We start from the raw sequence: 15519 nt of genomic DNA on the forward strand, positions 1-15519 counted from the left end.
TTACACCTTCGCCACGAGTGGGCGACCCAGCAGGCCTTGGGGACGGAAGATCAGAATCAGCACCAGCAGGGAGAAACTGAACACGTCTTTGTAGTCAGAGTTGATCAGCCCGGAGAACAGCGACTCGGAGATGCCGAGGATGATCCCGCCGAGCATGGCGCCCGGTAACGAGCCGATGCCGCCCAGTACCGCTGCGGTGAAGGCCTTGATGCCGATGATGAAGCCGGCATAGAAGTCGAAGGTGCCGTAGTTCATGGTGATCAGTACACCGGCCAGCGCGGCCATCACGGCACCGATGACGAACACGTAGGAGATCACCCGGTCGGTGTTGATGCCGAGGATCGAAGCCATCTTGCGATCTTGTTGGGTCGCGCGGCACATGCGCCCCAACTTGGTGAACTTGATGATGTAGGTCAGCGCGGCCATACCGACGAACGCGGCAACCAGGATAAAGATCTTGGTGTAGGTCAGCTGGACGAACCCGGTACCCACTTCCAGGCGCCAGGCGCCTTCGAGCAGAGTCGGTACGCCTTGTTGCCGTGCACCCTGGCTGATCTGCGCGTAGTTCTGCAGGATCAGCGAAATGCCGATGGCACTGATCAATGGTGCCAGGCGCGTGGAGTTACGCAGGGGTTTGTAGGCGATGCGTTCGATGGTCCAGCCATACACGCCGGTAACCACAATGGTGAAGATCAGCGTCCCGAGCATCAGCAGCGGGAAGGATTCGATACCGAAGTACGCCAGCAATGCCAGACTGATCGCCGCCAGGTAAGCGGAGATCATATACACCTCGCCGTGCGCGAAGTTGATCATGCCGATAATGCCATAGACCATTGTGTAGCCGATGGCGATCAGACCATAGACAGACCCCAGGGTCAGTCCATTGATCAGTTGCTGCAGAAAAATACCATCCATAACGCAATCTCACGTATTTGAGATTGCACAAGCGCCGACTACGGTGAGCCCCGGATGAAGCGGCTCTCGCAGCGCAGGGATTGTGCAGATCTACGAGAAAAGACAGGTACGGCGCAAAACCGGGTAGCGACCCGGGCACAGGCCCGGGTCGAATACCGTTGTTATTTTTGTTTTTCCAGTTGGTGGTACTTGCCGTCCTTGTCCCACTGGTAGACCACGTAGTCGGAGACGGTCAGGTCGCCTTTGCTGTCCCACTTCTTCTCGCCCATCACGGTGCTCACCGGATTGGCCTTGAGCCACTTGGCAGCGTCTTCGCCCTTGTTCGACTTAGAACCGTTGAAGGCGGCGGCCAGCGCCTGGACCGAGGCATAGGCGTACAGGGTGTAGCCTTCAGGCTCGGTGCCACCTTTGCGGAACGCGTCTACCACCGCCTTGCTTTCTGGCAGCAGGCGCGGGTCGGCGCCGAAGGTCATGTACACGCCATCGACGTACTGCGCGCCACCGGCGGTGGTCACCAGTTCATCGGTGACGATGCCGTCATCGGACATGAACTTGACGTCTTTCAGACCTTGCTCACGCATCTGCCGAACCAGCGGACCGGCTTCCGGGTGCAGGCCACCGAAGTACACCACGTCGGCACCGGCGGCGCGGATTTTGGTGACCACGGCGCTGAAGTCTTTCTCGCCACGAGTCAGGCCTTCATACAGCACCGGCGTCACCCCACGCTTGGCCAGCTGGGCTTTGGTGGCATCGGCCAGGCCCTGACCGTAGGTGTCCTTGTCGTGCAGCACCACGACCTTCTTGCCTTTGAGCACATCGACGATGTAATCGCCGGCCACGATGCCCTGCTGGTCGTCACGCCCGCACATACGGAACATGGCGCTCAGGCCGCGCTCGGTAACCTGAGGGTTGGTCGAGCCCGGGGTAATCGCGATCACCCCAGCTTCGTCATACACCTCGGAGGCCGGAATGGTGTTGGACGAGCAGAAGTGCCCGACTACACCAATGACCTTGTCCTGATCGACCAGACGGTTGGCCACGGCCACAGCCTGCTTCGGCTCACAGGCATCATCGCCCTTGACCAGGACAATCTTCTCGCCGTTGACCCCACCCGCGGCGTTGACGGCATCAGCCGCTGCCTGGGCACCTTTCATGTATTGCTCGCCAAACGCTGCGTTGGCACCGGTCATCGGGCCCGCTACACCGATCTTGACGTCGGCCTGAACATACGAAGAAACACCCAGTGCCGTAGCTACGGCGAGGGCCAGAAAGCCTTTCTTGTAAAACGTCTGCGACATGAGGTGGTGCTCCTTGGAGTTTTTTTGGTTGGCACTACAACTTTCAGCAATTGCTCTGAGCAAGGGCCGTGCCATTGGATTTTTATTCTGGAAAAACTCATGAAGAACTTGTCGGAGCCCAAGCCGTGTCCTTTTTTTATTGGCTGTGCAACCGTCTGCCATACGGCAAGCGCCACCGCTTTCCAAACAAAAGAGCAACCGCTCAGTGCCATCATTGCAACCCCGGCAAGTGTTTACGTGCAACTAGCCTGTAACAGGATGCGTAACCGAACTGCACATCCGTGGTGCGCGACTGCTACAGCGGGCACCATTACAGGCTAGCCGCTGACTGGCGAAAGTGCTGCTACCTTGAGCTGCTACCGATGTACCCGAGGCGTGCCTGCCCCACCTGTGGAAAAAGGCTGGCACAATGGCGAGGTCTGTGTGTCGTCGCTGGCTGGTGATGGCGCGCGCCCCTATCGGAGCCCCTTATGAGCGAGAGCGCCTTCGCCGATCGCATCGTGCAAAACCTGCTCGACACGGATTTCTACAAACTGAGCATGATGCAGGCCGTCCTGCACAACTACCCCAACGTTGAGGTGGAATGGGAGTTTCGTTGCCGTAATGGCGAAGACCTGCGCCCCTATCTGGAGCAGATTCGTGAACAGATCGATCTGTTATGTGAACTGAACCTGGCCAACGGCCAACTCAACTTTCTTGAGCAGATCACCTTCATAAAGCCGGACTTCCTGCGTTTTCTCGGCCTGTTCCGCTTCAATCTTCGTTACTTGCAACTGGGCATCGAGAACGGTCAGCTGTTCCTGCGCCTGCGCGGCCCCTGGCTGCATGTGATCCTGTTTGAAGTGCCACTATTGGCGATCATCAGCGAAGTGCGTAACCGCCAGCGCTACCCGCAGGTCAAACTCAGCGATGCTCGCGACCAGCTGTACCGCAAGTTCGACTGGCTCAAGGCGCACGCCAGCGGTGACGAATTGGCCGAGCTGCAGGTGGCCGACTTCGGTACCCGCCGACGCTTCTCCTACAAGGTTCAGGAAGAAGTGGTGCGAGTGCTCAAGGAAGACTTCCCTGCACGTTTTGTCGGCACCAGTAACGTGCACCTGGCACGAAAGCTGGATATCAAACCCTTGGGCACCATGGCCCATGAATGGATCATGGCCCACCAACAACTGGGCCCGCGGTTGATCGACAGCCAGATCGCCGCCCTCGACTGCTGGGTACGCGAGTACCGCGGCTTGCTCGGCATCGCCTTGACCGATTGCATCACCATGGATGCCTTCCTCGGCGATTTCGACCTGTTCTTCGCCAAGCTGTTCGATGGCCTGCGCCATGACTCGGGTGACCCGGTGCGCTGGGCGGAAAAAGCCATCGACCACTACCGCAAGCTGGGAATCGACCCGATGACCAAGACCCTGGTGTTCTCCGATGGCCTGAACCTGACCAAGTCACTGGAGATCTTCCGCGCCCTGCGTGGCCGGATCAACGTCAGCTTCGGCATTGGCACCAACCTGACCTGTGACATTCCCGGGGTGGCGCCAATGAACATCGTGCTTAAAATGACCGACTGCAACGGCCAGCCTGTCGCCAAGATTTCCGACGAGGCCGCCAAAACTCAATGTCGCGACGAAAATTTCGTCGCCTACCTGCGCCACGTATTCAAAGTGCCCAAGGAGTAATTCATGCAAGCCGTTCAGCAAGAGATTGCGCAAGCGCTCAAGGTTCAGCCGCCGTTTGCCGACCGCGCCGCGCTCGATGCCGAAGTAACCCGGCGTGTGGCGTTCATCAAGCAGTGCCTGAACAACGCCCGGCTGAAAACCCTGGTACTGGGGATCAGTGGCGGCGTTGATTCGTTGACCGCTGCGTTGTTGGCCCAACGGGCGATCAACGAGCTGCGCAGCGAGACCGGCGACGCGGCCTACCGTTTCATTGCGGTGCGCCTGCCGTATCACGTCCAGCAAGATGAGCACGACGCCCAGGCTTGCCTGGACGTCATCAAGGCGGACGAGATACACACCGTGAACATCGCGCCAGCGGTACAGGCGCTGGCCAAAGAGGTGCAGGCGCTGGAGAACGGCAAGCCGGAAATGGTCGATTTCGTCGTGGGTAACACCAAGGCGCGGATGCGCATGGTGGCGCAGTACACCATTGCCGGTGCCCGTGGCGGGCTGGTGATTGGTACCGACCATGCCGCTGAAGCGGTGATGGGCTTCTTTACCAAGTTCGGTGACGGCTCCTGCGACCTGGCGCCGTTGAGCGGGCTGGTGAAAAACCAGGTGCGGGCGATTGCACGCAGCTTTGGCGCGCCGGAATCACTGGTGGAGAAAGTGCCTACTGCCGACCTCGAAGACCTGGCACCGGGCAAGCCGGATGAAGCGTCGCACGGCGTGACCTATGCGCAGATCGATGCCTTTCTGCACGGTGAACCGGTGAGCGAAGAGGCGTTTGCGATTATCCGGGGGACTTACGAGAAGACCCGGCACAAGCGCGAGATGCCGTTCGCGCCGTGAAATGCATCGCGGGGCAAGCCCGCTCCTACAAACCTGTAGGAGCGGGCTTGCCCCGCGATCAAAAGGCCCCGAATTACTTCAGAGTAATGGTGCCTTTCATCATCGAGATGTGGCCTGGGAACGAACAGAAGAAGCCGTAGCTCTCGCCTGCAGCCAGCTTGGACACGTCGAAAGTCACCTCATCTTTCTCGCCAGCGCCGATCACTTTGGTGTGGGCAATCACACGAGCATCGCCGTCCTTCAGATACTGCTTGTCGATACCGGCGCTCAGACCGTCGGTCGCGATAGGCTGCATGTCAGCCGTTTTGCTGATCACCAGGTTGTGGCCCATGACGTTCTTCGGCAGGTTGCCGGAGTGGGTCAGTTCGACGGTGAATTGCTTGCAGCTCTTGTCGATCGCGATGTCCTTGGTGTTGAAAGACATCTGGTCGGTAGAGTCGACCGTGACCTTGCACTCTGCGGCGAAAACCTGAGCGCTGGCGAGGGTCAGCAAGGATACGGCAACAACTTTGGCAAACATCGTGAATCTCCTTGGCAGGGTTTTGATCAGTTTGCAGACTGCCTGAAACCCTTCAGCCCAGCCCTGATATGGATCAAGGGGCTGGCCAAGGGCCAGTCAGTAGAATTGTTCTATGGATTGTATACAGCCAATCAAAGAGCACATCATGCGCCATTAAGGGACGATGAGACAACCTCTCATTCAGGAGCAATCAACATGTCCTTTAGTCGCTTGTTGCACAGTCTACTCGCCAGCTATGCCTGCGGTGCAAGCGGGGTCGCGTGCGAGCTGTCCTCTGCCGAATGAATCCGGCCTTGGAAGCCTCAGGCATGCGCTTTACTCTGTGTCGGCTTGTAACTGGAGAGAAGCAATGTCTGTACGTTCCGTTTGTGTGTTCTGTGGCGCCAGCAGCGGCGTCAGCCCAGCTTACCGCGAGGCGGCCATCGCCCTCGGCCAGGCCATCGCTCAACGCGGCCTGACCTTGGTGTATGGCGGTGGTGCCGTGGGGTTGATGGGTATCGTTGCCGATGCGGCGATGGCCGCCGGTGGCGAAGTCATCGGCATCATTCCCCAGGCGCTGAAAGATGCTGAAGTCGGCCACAACGGCCTGACCCGCCTGGAAATCGTTGACGGCATGCACGCGCGCAAGGCGCGTATGGCCGAGCTGAGCGATGCGTTCGTTGCCCTGCCGGGCGGCCTGGGCACCCTCGAAGAGCTGTTCGAAGTGTGGACCTGGGGCCAACTGGGCTACCACGCCAAACCGCTGGGCCTGCTCGACGTCAACGGCTTCTACAGCAAGCTGGGCAGTTTCCTCGACCATGTGGTCGAAGAAGGCTTCGTACGCCCTCAGCACCGCGCCATGCTGAAACTGGCCGACAGCCCCTCTCAGTTGCTCGACGCCATGGACAGCTATCAAGCCCCCATCGCCCCCAAGTGGGTCGACAAGAAACCTGACTAAGGCTGCCCATCCTCCAGCGGCATCACCGTGACCTGCACCTGCGGGTCATGACTGCCGCCACCGAGGATCACCCCGCGCAACGGTGACACATCGGAAAAGTCCCGGCCCCAGGCCAGGGTGATGTGCTCCAGCGCAGGGCGCAGATTATTGGTGGGATCAAAATCGACCCACCCCTGCACCGGGCAATACACCGACACCCAGGCATGCGAGGCATCCGCCCCGATCAGCCGTGGCTGCCCCGGCGGTGGGCGAGTCAGCAAATAACCACTGACATAGCGCGCCGCCAGCCCACGCGAACGCAAGCAGGCAAGCATCAAGTGCGCGAAGTCCTGGCAGACACCACGACGGCGCTCAAGCACCTCCACCAATGGCGTGGCCACTTGGGTGGCCTCGGCATCGAAGGTGAATTCGCTGAAGATTTTTTCCATCAGCGCCTGCGCGCCCGCCAGCAACGGCTGCCCCGCACCGAAGCACGACTCGCTGAAGGCCACGAAACGTTGTTTGAGGCGTACATAGGGTGATTCAAAGCGATAGCGGCACGCTTCCAGGTGCTCACCCGACAGCGGCTGGCTGGCGTAGGTCAGGGCATCGCGCACCTGCTCCCAGGCCGGTGAGGCGCTGAACTGCAGCTCGCAGCGAGGCAATACCTCGACCTGCAGACGTGCCACTACCCGTAGCTGCTCGTGCTGACGTTCGAAAGCCAGACGCGTGAGCGGGTTACCGAACACGTCCCACTCATCACGCCGCTGCGTCGGGGTCGGGCTGACCTGCAGCACCTGCGCCGTGCAGCGCTGCCAGGCGCACGGCCTGGGCCACAGGTGTGCCAGTTGCTGGGCCAGCGACACCGGGCTGTCATAGCGGTAATGGGTGTCGTGAATCACTTGATAATGCGCGCTGTTCATCACACCGACACCGTTTGCTGGCTGACATCATCGACATGGGCAAAGTGGCGCAAGGCCAGGCGCTCGGAGATTTCCCCGCTGGCCAGGGCAATGCCGTGCAGCAGGTCCGCCAGCCCGGCAAGCACCGCGTGGACGCTGTCCGTGCCGAACAGCGATCCCTCCAGGCTATGCAAATCGAAATGCTTGAGCTGTTCGGCCAGCAACGCCAGGCCTGGGTCGGGCTGGCTGGCGAACTCGTCACACAAGCGGCGATAGGCGCGTACCAACAGGTTGAGCTGAAACAGCACGGCATGGGGGTTCTGCTCATCAAGCAGGAGCAGGTCGAGCACTGGAATCAGCTGGGCGACTGCCAGGTAACGCGAACGGTAGGTGATGCTGCTGTTGCCCAGTTCCAGCAACCACTCAAGCCCCGCTTGATCAAGCACCGCAGGCCCGCGCAGAAAGGCGGCCAGGCTGCTGCACAGCGACTGCAAGCGCTCGATCCGGCGGCCGATCATCAGAAAGCGCCAGCCCTCATCGCGGGTCATGTCGTCCAGGGCAAAGCCCGACAATGCCGCCATGGACATCACCAGACGATTGAGAAAATCGACCTGCTCACCGAAGTCTGCCGCCTGATCATCAAGACTCTGGGTTTCGCGCTGCAATTCCACCAACGCCTGCCAGTTCTCTCGCGACAGCTTGCCGCGCACTTGCGACGCGGCCCACTGCAGGCGCTGCAGATTGGCGCTGAGGCTGAAGGCCCAGTCGCTGTCGGCCAGGGCGGTGCGCAAGCGCTCAGGCAAGCTGCCCTCCTCGGGCATCAGCGACAGCTCATCGGCCAAGGTTACTGCCGCCTGCAGGGCCAAGGGGTCATCGCCGTCCAGATAACGGGTGAGGATAATCCGCAGTAAGCGGGCACTGGCATCACAACGCTCGCAATAGCGCCCGAACCAGAACAGGTTTTCGACTACCCGTGAGGGCAGGTACGGGTCTTTGCGCACCAGGTCGGCGACGCCCAACGTGCGCTGGGCCCGCCACTGCTCACCGACGGGCGCCGCTTCGCCCAGCACCCAGGTGTCTTTGCTGGCACCGCCGCGTTGCATCGACACCACGTCGGCATCGGCCAGCGCCGCCACCCGGGTCAGGCCGCCGGGCAACACCCGATACCCCTCTGCCGAAGCCACCGCATACACACGCATGCCAATCGCCCGCGCATGCACCTGACCCTGATCCTGCTGCCATACCGGCGCCTGCGACAACTGCGCCAGCTCCTGAGCCACATAGGCATAGGGACGCGCTTGTATCCGCTCGGCAAGCGCCTGACGCTGGCGCGCATCAAGGTCGCGGCCAAACACCGGGGTAAAGCTCTGTGAAGGAAACGCTGGCTTGACCAGCAACTGCGGCAAGCGCTCAAGCGCCTTGGCCATCACCGGCGGTTCACCGCACCACCAGGTGGCTATCGACGGCAAACTCAACGCCTGGCCAAACAAACGCTGGTTGATTGCCGGCAAAAAGCCCAGCAGCCCGGGGGATTCCAGCACGCCACTGCCCAAGGCGTTGGCCACCAGCACCCGGCCGCGGCGCACGGCATCCAGCAACCCCGGTACGCCCAGTGCCGAATCCGTGCGCAGTTCCAGCGGATCGCAGAAGTCATCGTCCAAGCGGCGCATGATTGCATGGACCCGGCGCAAGCCGCTGAGGGTTTTGAGGTACACCGTGGCATCGCGCACGGTCAGGTCGCCGCCCTCGACCAGTGGATAGCCCAGTTGCCGCGCCAGGTACAAGTGCTCGAAATAGCTTTCATTGAAACGCCCCGGGGTCAGCAACACCACCAGCGGCGGTTCTTGCTCACTGGGGGCCAGGCGCACCAGGGTCTGCTGCAAGGTGTGGAAAAACCCGGCCAGGTGCTGCACTTTCAGGTCCCGGTACAGCTCAGGCAAGGCGCGGGAAACGATAGTGCGGTTTTCCAGGGCGTACCCGGCACCGGAGGGCGCCTGGGTGCGGTCGGCAGTGACCCACCAGCGCCCGTCAGGCGAGCGCGCCAGGTCAACCGCATACACGTGCAGGAAGGTGCCATCGGGTGGGCAAATGCCCTGGCAGGGCCACAGGAAGTTGTTGTGCCCGTACACCAGTTCGGCGGGCAGCAAGCCTTCGCGGATCAGCTGTTGCGGCCCGTAGATGTCGGCCAGCACGGCATTGAGCAGTCGTGCCCGCTGGGCAACGCCACTGGCCAGCTGTTGCCATTGCGCGGCAGGCAGCAGGTGCGGCAACAGGTCGAGCTCCCAGGGACGATCTGCGCCTTTGGGGTCGGCGTACACATTGTAGGTAACGCCATTTTCCTGCAACTGCCGGGTCAAAGAGGCCTGACGCTGAGCCAGTTGCCCCGGCCCGCTGCGCTGCAAGTAGTTACACACGCCCTGCCAGTGTTCGCGAACCTGGCCTTGGGCCTCGAACATTTCGTGGTAAGTCCCCGACTGCAGCGGGTAGGCATCGAACAGATCAGGCATGGCAGTGCTCAAAGGCCGCGAGTCATTTCAGAGTAGCGCTCAGTGTCGGCGCAAATCCAGGGTAAAGGGCAGTTCTGCATCGACTTCAATCGCTGGCACCGGAAGGTTGCCTGGGCTATGTCCAACCCTGAAGAAGCGCGCCTGACGACGACTCTGCGCTTCGTTGGCATTGACCGGCTGGGTCTCGTAGTTGCGCCCTCCAGGGTGCGCCACGTGATACTGGCAGCCGCCCAGCGAACGCCCCATCCAGGTGTCCAGCAGGTCGAACACCAACGGCGCGTGCACGGGGATGGTCGGCTGCAGGCAGTTGGCCGGTTGCCAGGCGCGGTAGCGCACAGCGGCGACACATTCTCCGACCCGCCCGGTGGCCTGCAGCGGCACAGCAACGCCGTTGCAGGTCAGCCGATAGCGCTCGGCACTCATACCGGTGACCTTGACCTGCAGGCGCTCCAGCGAGGAATCGACATAACGCACATTCCCCCCGCCACTGCCCTCTTCGCCCAGCACATGCCAGGGCTCCAGGGCCTGGCGCAACTCCAGCTCGATGCCCTTGACCGCGTAATCGCCGATGCGGGGAAAACGGAACTCCAGATGCGCGGCAAACCACTCGGCACGCAGTGGATAACCGGCGGCATTGAGCTCCACCAGCACATCGGCAAAATCCTGCTCAATGAAGTGCGGCAGCATAAAGCGGTCATGCAGTTCGGTACCCCAACGCGCCAGCCGTGCGGGGGCATAGGGTTCACGCCAGAAACGCGCGACCAGCGCACGCAGCAACAGCTGTTGCACCAGGCTCATGCGCGCATGCGGCGGCATCTCGAACGCACGTAGTTCCAGCAGCCCCAGGCGCCCGGCCGGGCCGTCCGGGGAGTAGAGTTTGTCGATGCAGAACTCAGCGCGATGGGTGTTGCCGGTCACATCGATCAGCAAGTTGCGCAGCAAGCGGTCCACCAGCCACGGCGCGCACGGTTCACCGGGGGCAGGCATTTGCGCGAAGGCGATTTCCAGTTCATACAAAGCATCATTGCGCGCTTCATCGACCCGTGGCGCCTGCGACGTCGGGCCAATGAACAAGCCAGAAAACAGATAAGACAACGATGGATGGTTGTGCCAGTAACTGATCAGGCTGCGCAGCAGATCAGGCCGGCGCAGGAACGGTGAATCTGCCGGGGTAGCGCCGCCGAGGACAAAGTGATTGCCGCCGCCAGTGCCGGTATGGCGCCCATCGATCATGAATTTCTCGCTGATCAGACGCGTTTGCCGCGCTTGTTCGTAGAGAAACTCGGTGCGCTCGACCAACTCGTCCCAACTGGCCGATGGCTGCACGTTGACTTCGATCACCCCCGGATCAGGCGTCACTTTGAAGTTAACCAGTCGCGGGTCAGCCGGTGGCTCATAGCCTTCAAGCAGCACCGGGCAATTCAGCTCCGTGGCGCAAGCCTCGATCACTGCGACCAACTCAAGGTAGTCTTCCAGCCGCTCCAAAGGCGGCATGAACAGGTACAGGCGCCCTTGCCGGGCTTCGGCGCACAACGCCGTGCGGGTCAGCCAGTCGGCCGATGCATCGACCTGCGGTGCTGGCCGCTCCTGCTCATCGACCTCGTGAGATTCACTGGCTGCTGCCAGTTCAGTGTGCTCGGGCAAGTCGCCTTGCGCCTGATTGGGATCGGTGGGGTGCACAAAGGGATACTCTGCAGCACTGACCCAGGGCTGCGATGCCAACGGCAAGCGGTAGCCGAGCGGCGAATCCCCCGGAACCAGGCGGCAATGCTGCTCACGCAAGTACCATCGGCCACTCTGCCAGCGTTGCTGATCGGCACTGCGCGCCAGCGGCAGCACCTGGCCGATCACTTTGTCCAGGCCTTGAGCAAACACCTTGCGCAGCCGTGCACGCTCCATCTCATCATCCAGGCGCGCATTGTCGACGCTGACGTTGACCGGCAAGCCGCCCTCGCGCCACAGGTAATACAGTGCATCTTCATAGGCCGGGAACACATAGCGTGCTGGCTGTTTCAAACGCTCGGCAACACTGGCCAGAAAGCGCTCGGCCAACAGGCTGTCAGCGCCATAGTCGTGGTGTTCTTCGGCGATCAACGCCGGATTGTTCCACACCGGCTCGCCGTCACGCCGCCAGAAGCAATTGAGCGACCAACGCGGCAGTTGTTCGCCCGGGTACCACTTGCCCTGACCGAAATGCACCAGCCCCTTGGGCGCATAGTGCTGGTACAAACGCTGGAACAGCTCAGCGGCCAGATGGCGCTTGTTCGGCCCCAGGGCGGTGGTGTTCCACTCGGCACCGTCGGGGTCATCCAGCGCCACGAAGGTCGGCTCGCCGCCCATGGTCAGGCGCACATCGGCCGCTTTCAGGTCGCTATCGACCTGACGCCCGAGCGCAACGATGGCCTGCCACTGCTCCTCGGTGTAGGGCAACGTCACCCGCGGCGACTCCCACAGCCGTTCCACCCGCATTTCATGGGCGAAGCTGCACTCACAGGGTTCAACCAGGCCACTGATGGGCGCCGCCGAGGTGGGATCAGGGCTACAGGCCAAGGGAATGTGGCCTTCACCGGCAAACAACCCGGAGGTCGCATCCAGGCCAATCCAGCCAGCACCGGGCAGGTACACCTCGCACCAGGCGTGCAGGTCGGTGAAATCCTGTTCAGTGCCAGACGGGCCATCCAGGGCTTTGACATCGGCGCTCAGTTGAATCAGGTAGCCAGAAACAAAACGTGCCGCCAGGCCAAGGTGACGCAGCAACTGCACCAGCAACCAGGCCGAGTCGCGGCAGGAGCCAGAGCTAAGCTCCAGAGTCTGCTCCGGGGTTTGCACGCCGGGTTCGAGACGAATCAGGTAGCTGATGTCCTGGCTCAGCTGTTGGTTCAGTGCCACGAGAAAATCAACGGAGGGCTTCGGGGTGCGGTCGATGCGCTCGAGGTACGTGGCAAACGCCGGCGTCAGTGGCAGTTGCTCCAGATAGGGCAGCAACTCATGGCGCTCATCTTTGCCGTAACTGAAGGGAATCGTCTCGGCATAGGGCTCAAGAAAGAAATCGAAAGGGTTGAACACCGCCATCTCGGCGACCAGGTCCACTTCTACCCGCAGCGTGTCGGTTTTCTCCGGGAACACCAGGCGTGCCAGGTAGTTGCCTTGCGGGTCTTGTTGCCAGTTGATGAAGTGCCCGTCGGGCTGCACTTTCAGCGCATAGGAGAGAATCCGCGTACGACTGTGGGGCGCCGGACGCAAGCGGACGATCTGTGGCCCCAGTTCGATGGCACGGTCGTAGGTGTACTGGGTGACATGATGCAACGCGACATGGATCGACACGGCGGGCCTCCTGCGAGCCTGAGCGGTAGCGGAACCGCGCAAGACTTGTGCCATGAGGCCAGGCCTGCGATTCCCTGCATGCAGTTCGTACGGTCGCATCCGGTGCGCACCAACGCGAAGCTGCCGAGCAAGCGTTGCACAGATTTGAGGCTTTGCCAGAAACAAGTAGGAGCGGGCTTGCCCCGCGATGCGATGTGGCTGACAAATCGCTATCGCGGGGCAAGCCCGCTCCTACCAGGGCCGACTGATGTCGTTTTTAACGCGGCAGTACCGGCTGGCGGGCGGGCTTTTTCTTGCCCTTACCGCCCTTGGCGGCTTCCTTGCGCTCCTTGGCGGCCTGCTGGTTGCGGGCAAATGCCGCCGCCTTGGCCTGTTCGCGCTTGTCCCACGGGTTGGAACCGTCGCTACCCCGTGGTGGCAGGCCAGTATGCTGGGTGAGGATCTTCTGCTCCTTGCCCACTTTATGGCTGCCGGCCGGCGTGGAGTTCTTGCGCCGTGCACTCTGGTAGCTGTCGGTGGCCGGTTGATGCAGCGGGATCAGCTGATGCTTGCCCGGGCCGATCAAATCAGCGCGGCCCATGCGCTCCAGTGCTTCACGCAGCATTGGCCAGCCTTTCGGGTCGTGATAACGCAGGAAGGCCTTGTGCAAGCGGCGCTGCGCCTCGCTCTTGACGATGGTGACCGGGTCGCTCTTGTAGGTGACCTTGCGCAACGGGTTCTTGCCCGAGTGGTACATGGCCGTGGCCGAGGCCATTGGCGACGGGTAGAACGCCTGCACCTGGTCGGCGCGGAAGCCGTTGCCCTTGAGCCACAGGGCCAGGTTCATCATGTCTTCATCGGTGGTGCCAGGGTGCGCGGCGATGAAGTACGGGATCAGGTACTGTTCCTTGCCTGCCTCTTTGGAGTACTTCTCGAACATGCGCTTGAAGCGGTCGTAGCTACCGATGCCCGGCTTCATCATCTGATTCAGCGGGCCTTCTTCGGTGTGCTCCGGGGCAATCTTCAGGTAGCCGCCAACGTGGTGCGTCACCAGCTCCTTGACGTACTCAGGCGATTCCACCGCCAGGTCATAACGCAGACCCGAGGCAATCAGGATTTTCTTCACGCCCGGCAAGGCACGGGCGCTGCGGTACAGTTTGATCAGCGAAGAGTGATCGGTGTTCAGGTTCGGGCAAATGCCGGGGAACACGCACGAAGGCTTGCGGCACGCCGACTCGATCTCGGGGCTCTTGCAGGCGATGCGGTACATGTTCGCGGTCGGGCCGCCGAGGTCGGAAATAACCCCGGTAAAACCTGGCACTTTGTCGCGAATTTCTTCGATTTCACGAATGATCGAGTCGTGGGAACGGTTCTGGATGATCCGCCCTTCGTGCTCGGTGATCGAGCAGAAGGTGCAGCCACCGAAGCAGCCACGCATGATGTTCACCGAGAAGCGGATCATGTCGTAGGCCGGGATTTTCTCCTTGCCGTACGCCGGGTGCGGAATGCGCGCATAGGGCATACCGAACACGTAGTCCATTTCTTCAGTAGTCATCGGAATGGGTGGTGGGTTGAACCACACATCCACTTCGCCGTGCTTCTGTACCAGGGCACGGGCGTTGCCCGGGTTGGTCTCCAGGTGCAGCACGCGGTTGGCGTGGGCATAGAGCACCGGGTCGTTACGGACTTTCTCGAACGATGGCAGGCGGATGACCGTCTTGTCGCGGGTCATGCGCGGGCTGTCGAGGATTTGTACCACCTTGGCTTCGTTCGGGTCTTCGACCTCGCCCTTCTCCTGCTCGATGGCGCAGGCCTGGGTGTCCTGGGTGTTGACGTACGGGTTGATGATCTTGTCGACCTTGCCCGGACGGTCAATACGCGTGGAGTCGACTTCGTACCAGCCTTGCGGCGTGTCACGGCGAATGAAGGCCGAACCGCGAATATCGGTGATGTCTTCGATTTTTTCGCCAGCAGACAGACGCTGGGCGACGTCGACGATGGCCCGCTCGGCGTTGCCGTACAGCAGGATATCGGCGCAGGCGTCGATCAGGATCGAATGACGGACTTTGTCCTGCCAGTAGTCGTAATGGGCAATACGGCGCAGCGAGGCTTCAATACCGCCGAGGACGATCGGTACATGCTTGTAGGCCTCTTTGCAGCGCTGGCTGTAGACCAGGCTGGCGCGGTCCGGACGTTTGCCAGCCAAGCCACCCGGGGTGTAGGCGTCGTCGGAGCGGATCTTTTTGTCGGCGGTGTAACGGTTGATCATCGAGTCCATGTTGCCGGCCGCGACGCCGAAGAACAGGTTCGGCTCGCCAAGCTTCATGAAGTCGTCTTTGGACTGCCAGTTCGGCTGGGCGATGATGCCTACGCGAAAGCCCTGGGCTTCCAGCAGACGACCGATGATGGCCATACCGAACGACGGATGGTCGACGTAGGCGTCGCCGGTCACGATGATGATGTCGCAGGAATCCCAGCCGAGCTGATCCATCTCCTCCCTGCTCATTGGCAGGAAAGGCGCTGGCCCGAAGCATTCGGCCCAGTACTTGGGATAGTCGAAAAGTGGTTTGGCTGCTTGCATGTCAGTGACCGGTAGCTAATCGATGGAAAATCGCGGGCGCGGAATATAGCACAAAAAATGACCAATTCCGACG

At 61.2% G+C, this 15519-nt stretch carries 10 protein-coding genes; 3 read left to right on the forward strand and 7 right to left on the reverse strand.

Annotated elements, in window-relative coordinates:
• Nucleotides 1-915 carry an ABC transporter permease subunit gene (locus ACP6KB_RS25055; protein ID WP_028945700.1) on the reverse strand — a complete coding sequence of 305 codons (915 nt, stop codon included), beginning with the start codon at nt 913-915 and terminating at the stop codon, nt 1-3.
• A 161-nt stretch (nt 916-1076) separates the two neighbouring features.
• Entirely contained in the window at nt 1077-2213 is a 1137-nt protein-coding gene (locus ACP6KB_RS25060; protein WP_442110161.1) for a branched-chain amino acid ABC transporter substrate-binding protein, read from the reverse strand.
• A gap of 470 nt (nt 2214-2683) precedes the next feature.
• Between ACP6KB_RS25060 and pncB the strand changes: the two genes are divergently transcribed.
• The gene (pncB, locus tag ACP6KB_RS25065; protein WP_442110162.1) at nt 2684-3886 is read left to right on the forward strand and encodes a nicotinate phosphoribosyltransferase; all 1203 of its coding nucleotides are present in this window, start codon (nt 2684-2686) and stop codon (nt 3884-3886) included.
• A 3-nt stretch (nt 3887-3889) separates the two neighbouring features.
• On the forward strand, nt 3890-4717 hold the full coding sequence (gene nadE / locus ACP6KB_RS25070) for an ammonia-dependent NAD(+) synthetase (protein WP_442110164.1): 828 nt from the start codon (nt 3890-3892) through the stop codon (nt 4715-4717).
• Between the two features lie 73 nt (nt 4718-4790).
• Here nadE and azu read toward each other — a convergent pair whose 3' ends face one another.
• Nucleotides 4791-5237, reverse strand: a complete 447-nt coding sequence (azu, locus tag ACP6KB_RS25075) for an azurin (RefSeq protein WP_442110166.1) — start codon at nt 5235-5237, stop codon at nt 4791-4793.
• A gap of 349 nt (nt 5238-5586) precedes the next feature.
• Between azu and ACP6KB_RS25080 the strand changes: the two genes are divergently transcribed.
• Nucleotides 5587-6174: a TIGR00730 family Rossman fold protein gene (locus ACP6KB_RS25080; protein WP_442110167.1), complete on the forward strand. Its 588-nt coding sequence runs from the start codon at nt 5587-5589 to the stop codon at nt 6172-6174.
• Here the strand turns inward: ACP6KB_RS25080 and ACP6KB_RS25085 are convergent.
• The 4 genes from ACP6KB_RS25085 to ACP6KB_RS25100 all read right to left on the reverse strand — a co-directional run bounded on the left by ACP6KB_RS25085 (nt 6171) and on the right by ACP6KB_RS25100 (nt 15446).
• Nucleotides 6171-7076: a transglutaminase family protein gene (locus ACP6KB_RS25085; protein ID WP_442110169.1), complete on the reverse strand. Its 906-nt coding sequence runs from the start codon at nt 7074-7076 to the stop codon at nt 6171-6173. The two genes, ACP6KB_RS25080 and ACP6KB_RS25085, sit on opposite strands and share 4 nt — an antisense overlap.
• A complete protein-coding gene (locus ACP6KB_RS25090; RefSeq protein ID WP_442110171.1) occupies nt 7076-9562 on the reverse strand; it encodes a circularly permuted type 2 ATP-grasp protein in 2487 nt (828 codons plus the stop codon). The genes ACP6KB_RS25085 and ACP6KB_RS25090 overlap by 1 nt, the downstream gene beginning before the upstream one ends.
• Before the next feature lie 39 nt (nt 9563-9601).
• The gene (locus ACP6KB_RS25095; RefSeq protein WP_442110173.1) at nt 9602-12886 is read right to left on the reverse strand and encodes a transglutaminase family protein; all 3285 of its coding nucleotides are present in this window, start codon (nt 12884-12886) and stop codon (nt 9602-9604) included.
• Nucleotides 12887-13142: 256 nt separating this feature from the next.
• On the reverse strand, nt 13143-15446 hold the full coding sequence (locus ACP6KB_RS25100; RefSeq protein WP_442110175.1) for a YgiQ family radical SAM protein: 2304 nt from the start codon (nt 15444-15446) through the stop codon (nt 13143-13145).
• Nucleotides 15447-15519 lie beyond the last annotated feature (73 nt).

The sequence above is a fragment of the Pseudomonas sp. NUPR-001 genome (assembly GCF_052147955.1).
GTDB lineage: Bacteria > Pseudomonadota > Gammaproteobacteria > Pseudomonadales > Pseudomonadaceae > Aquipseudomonas.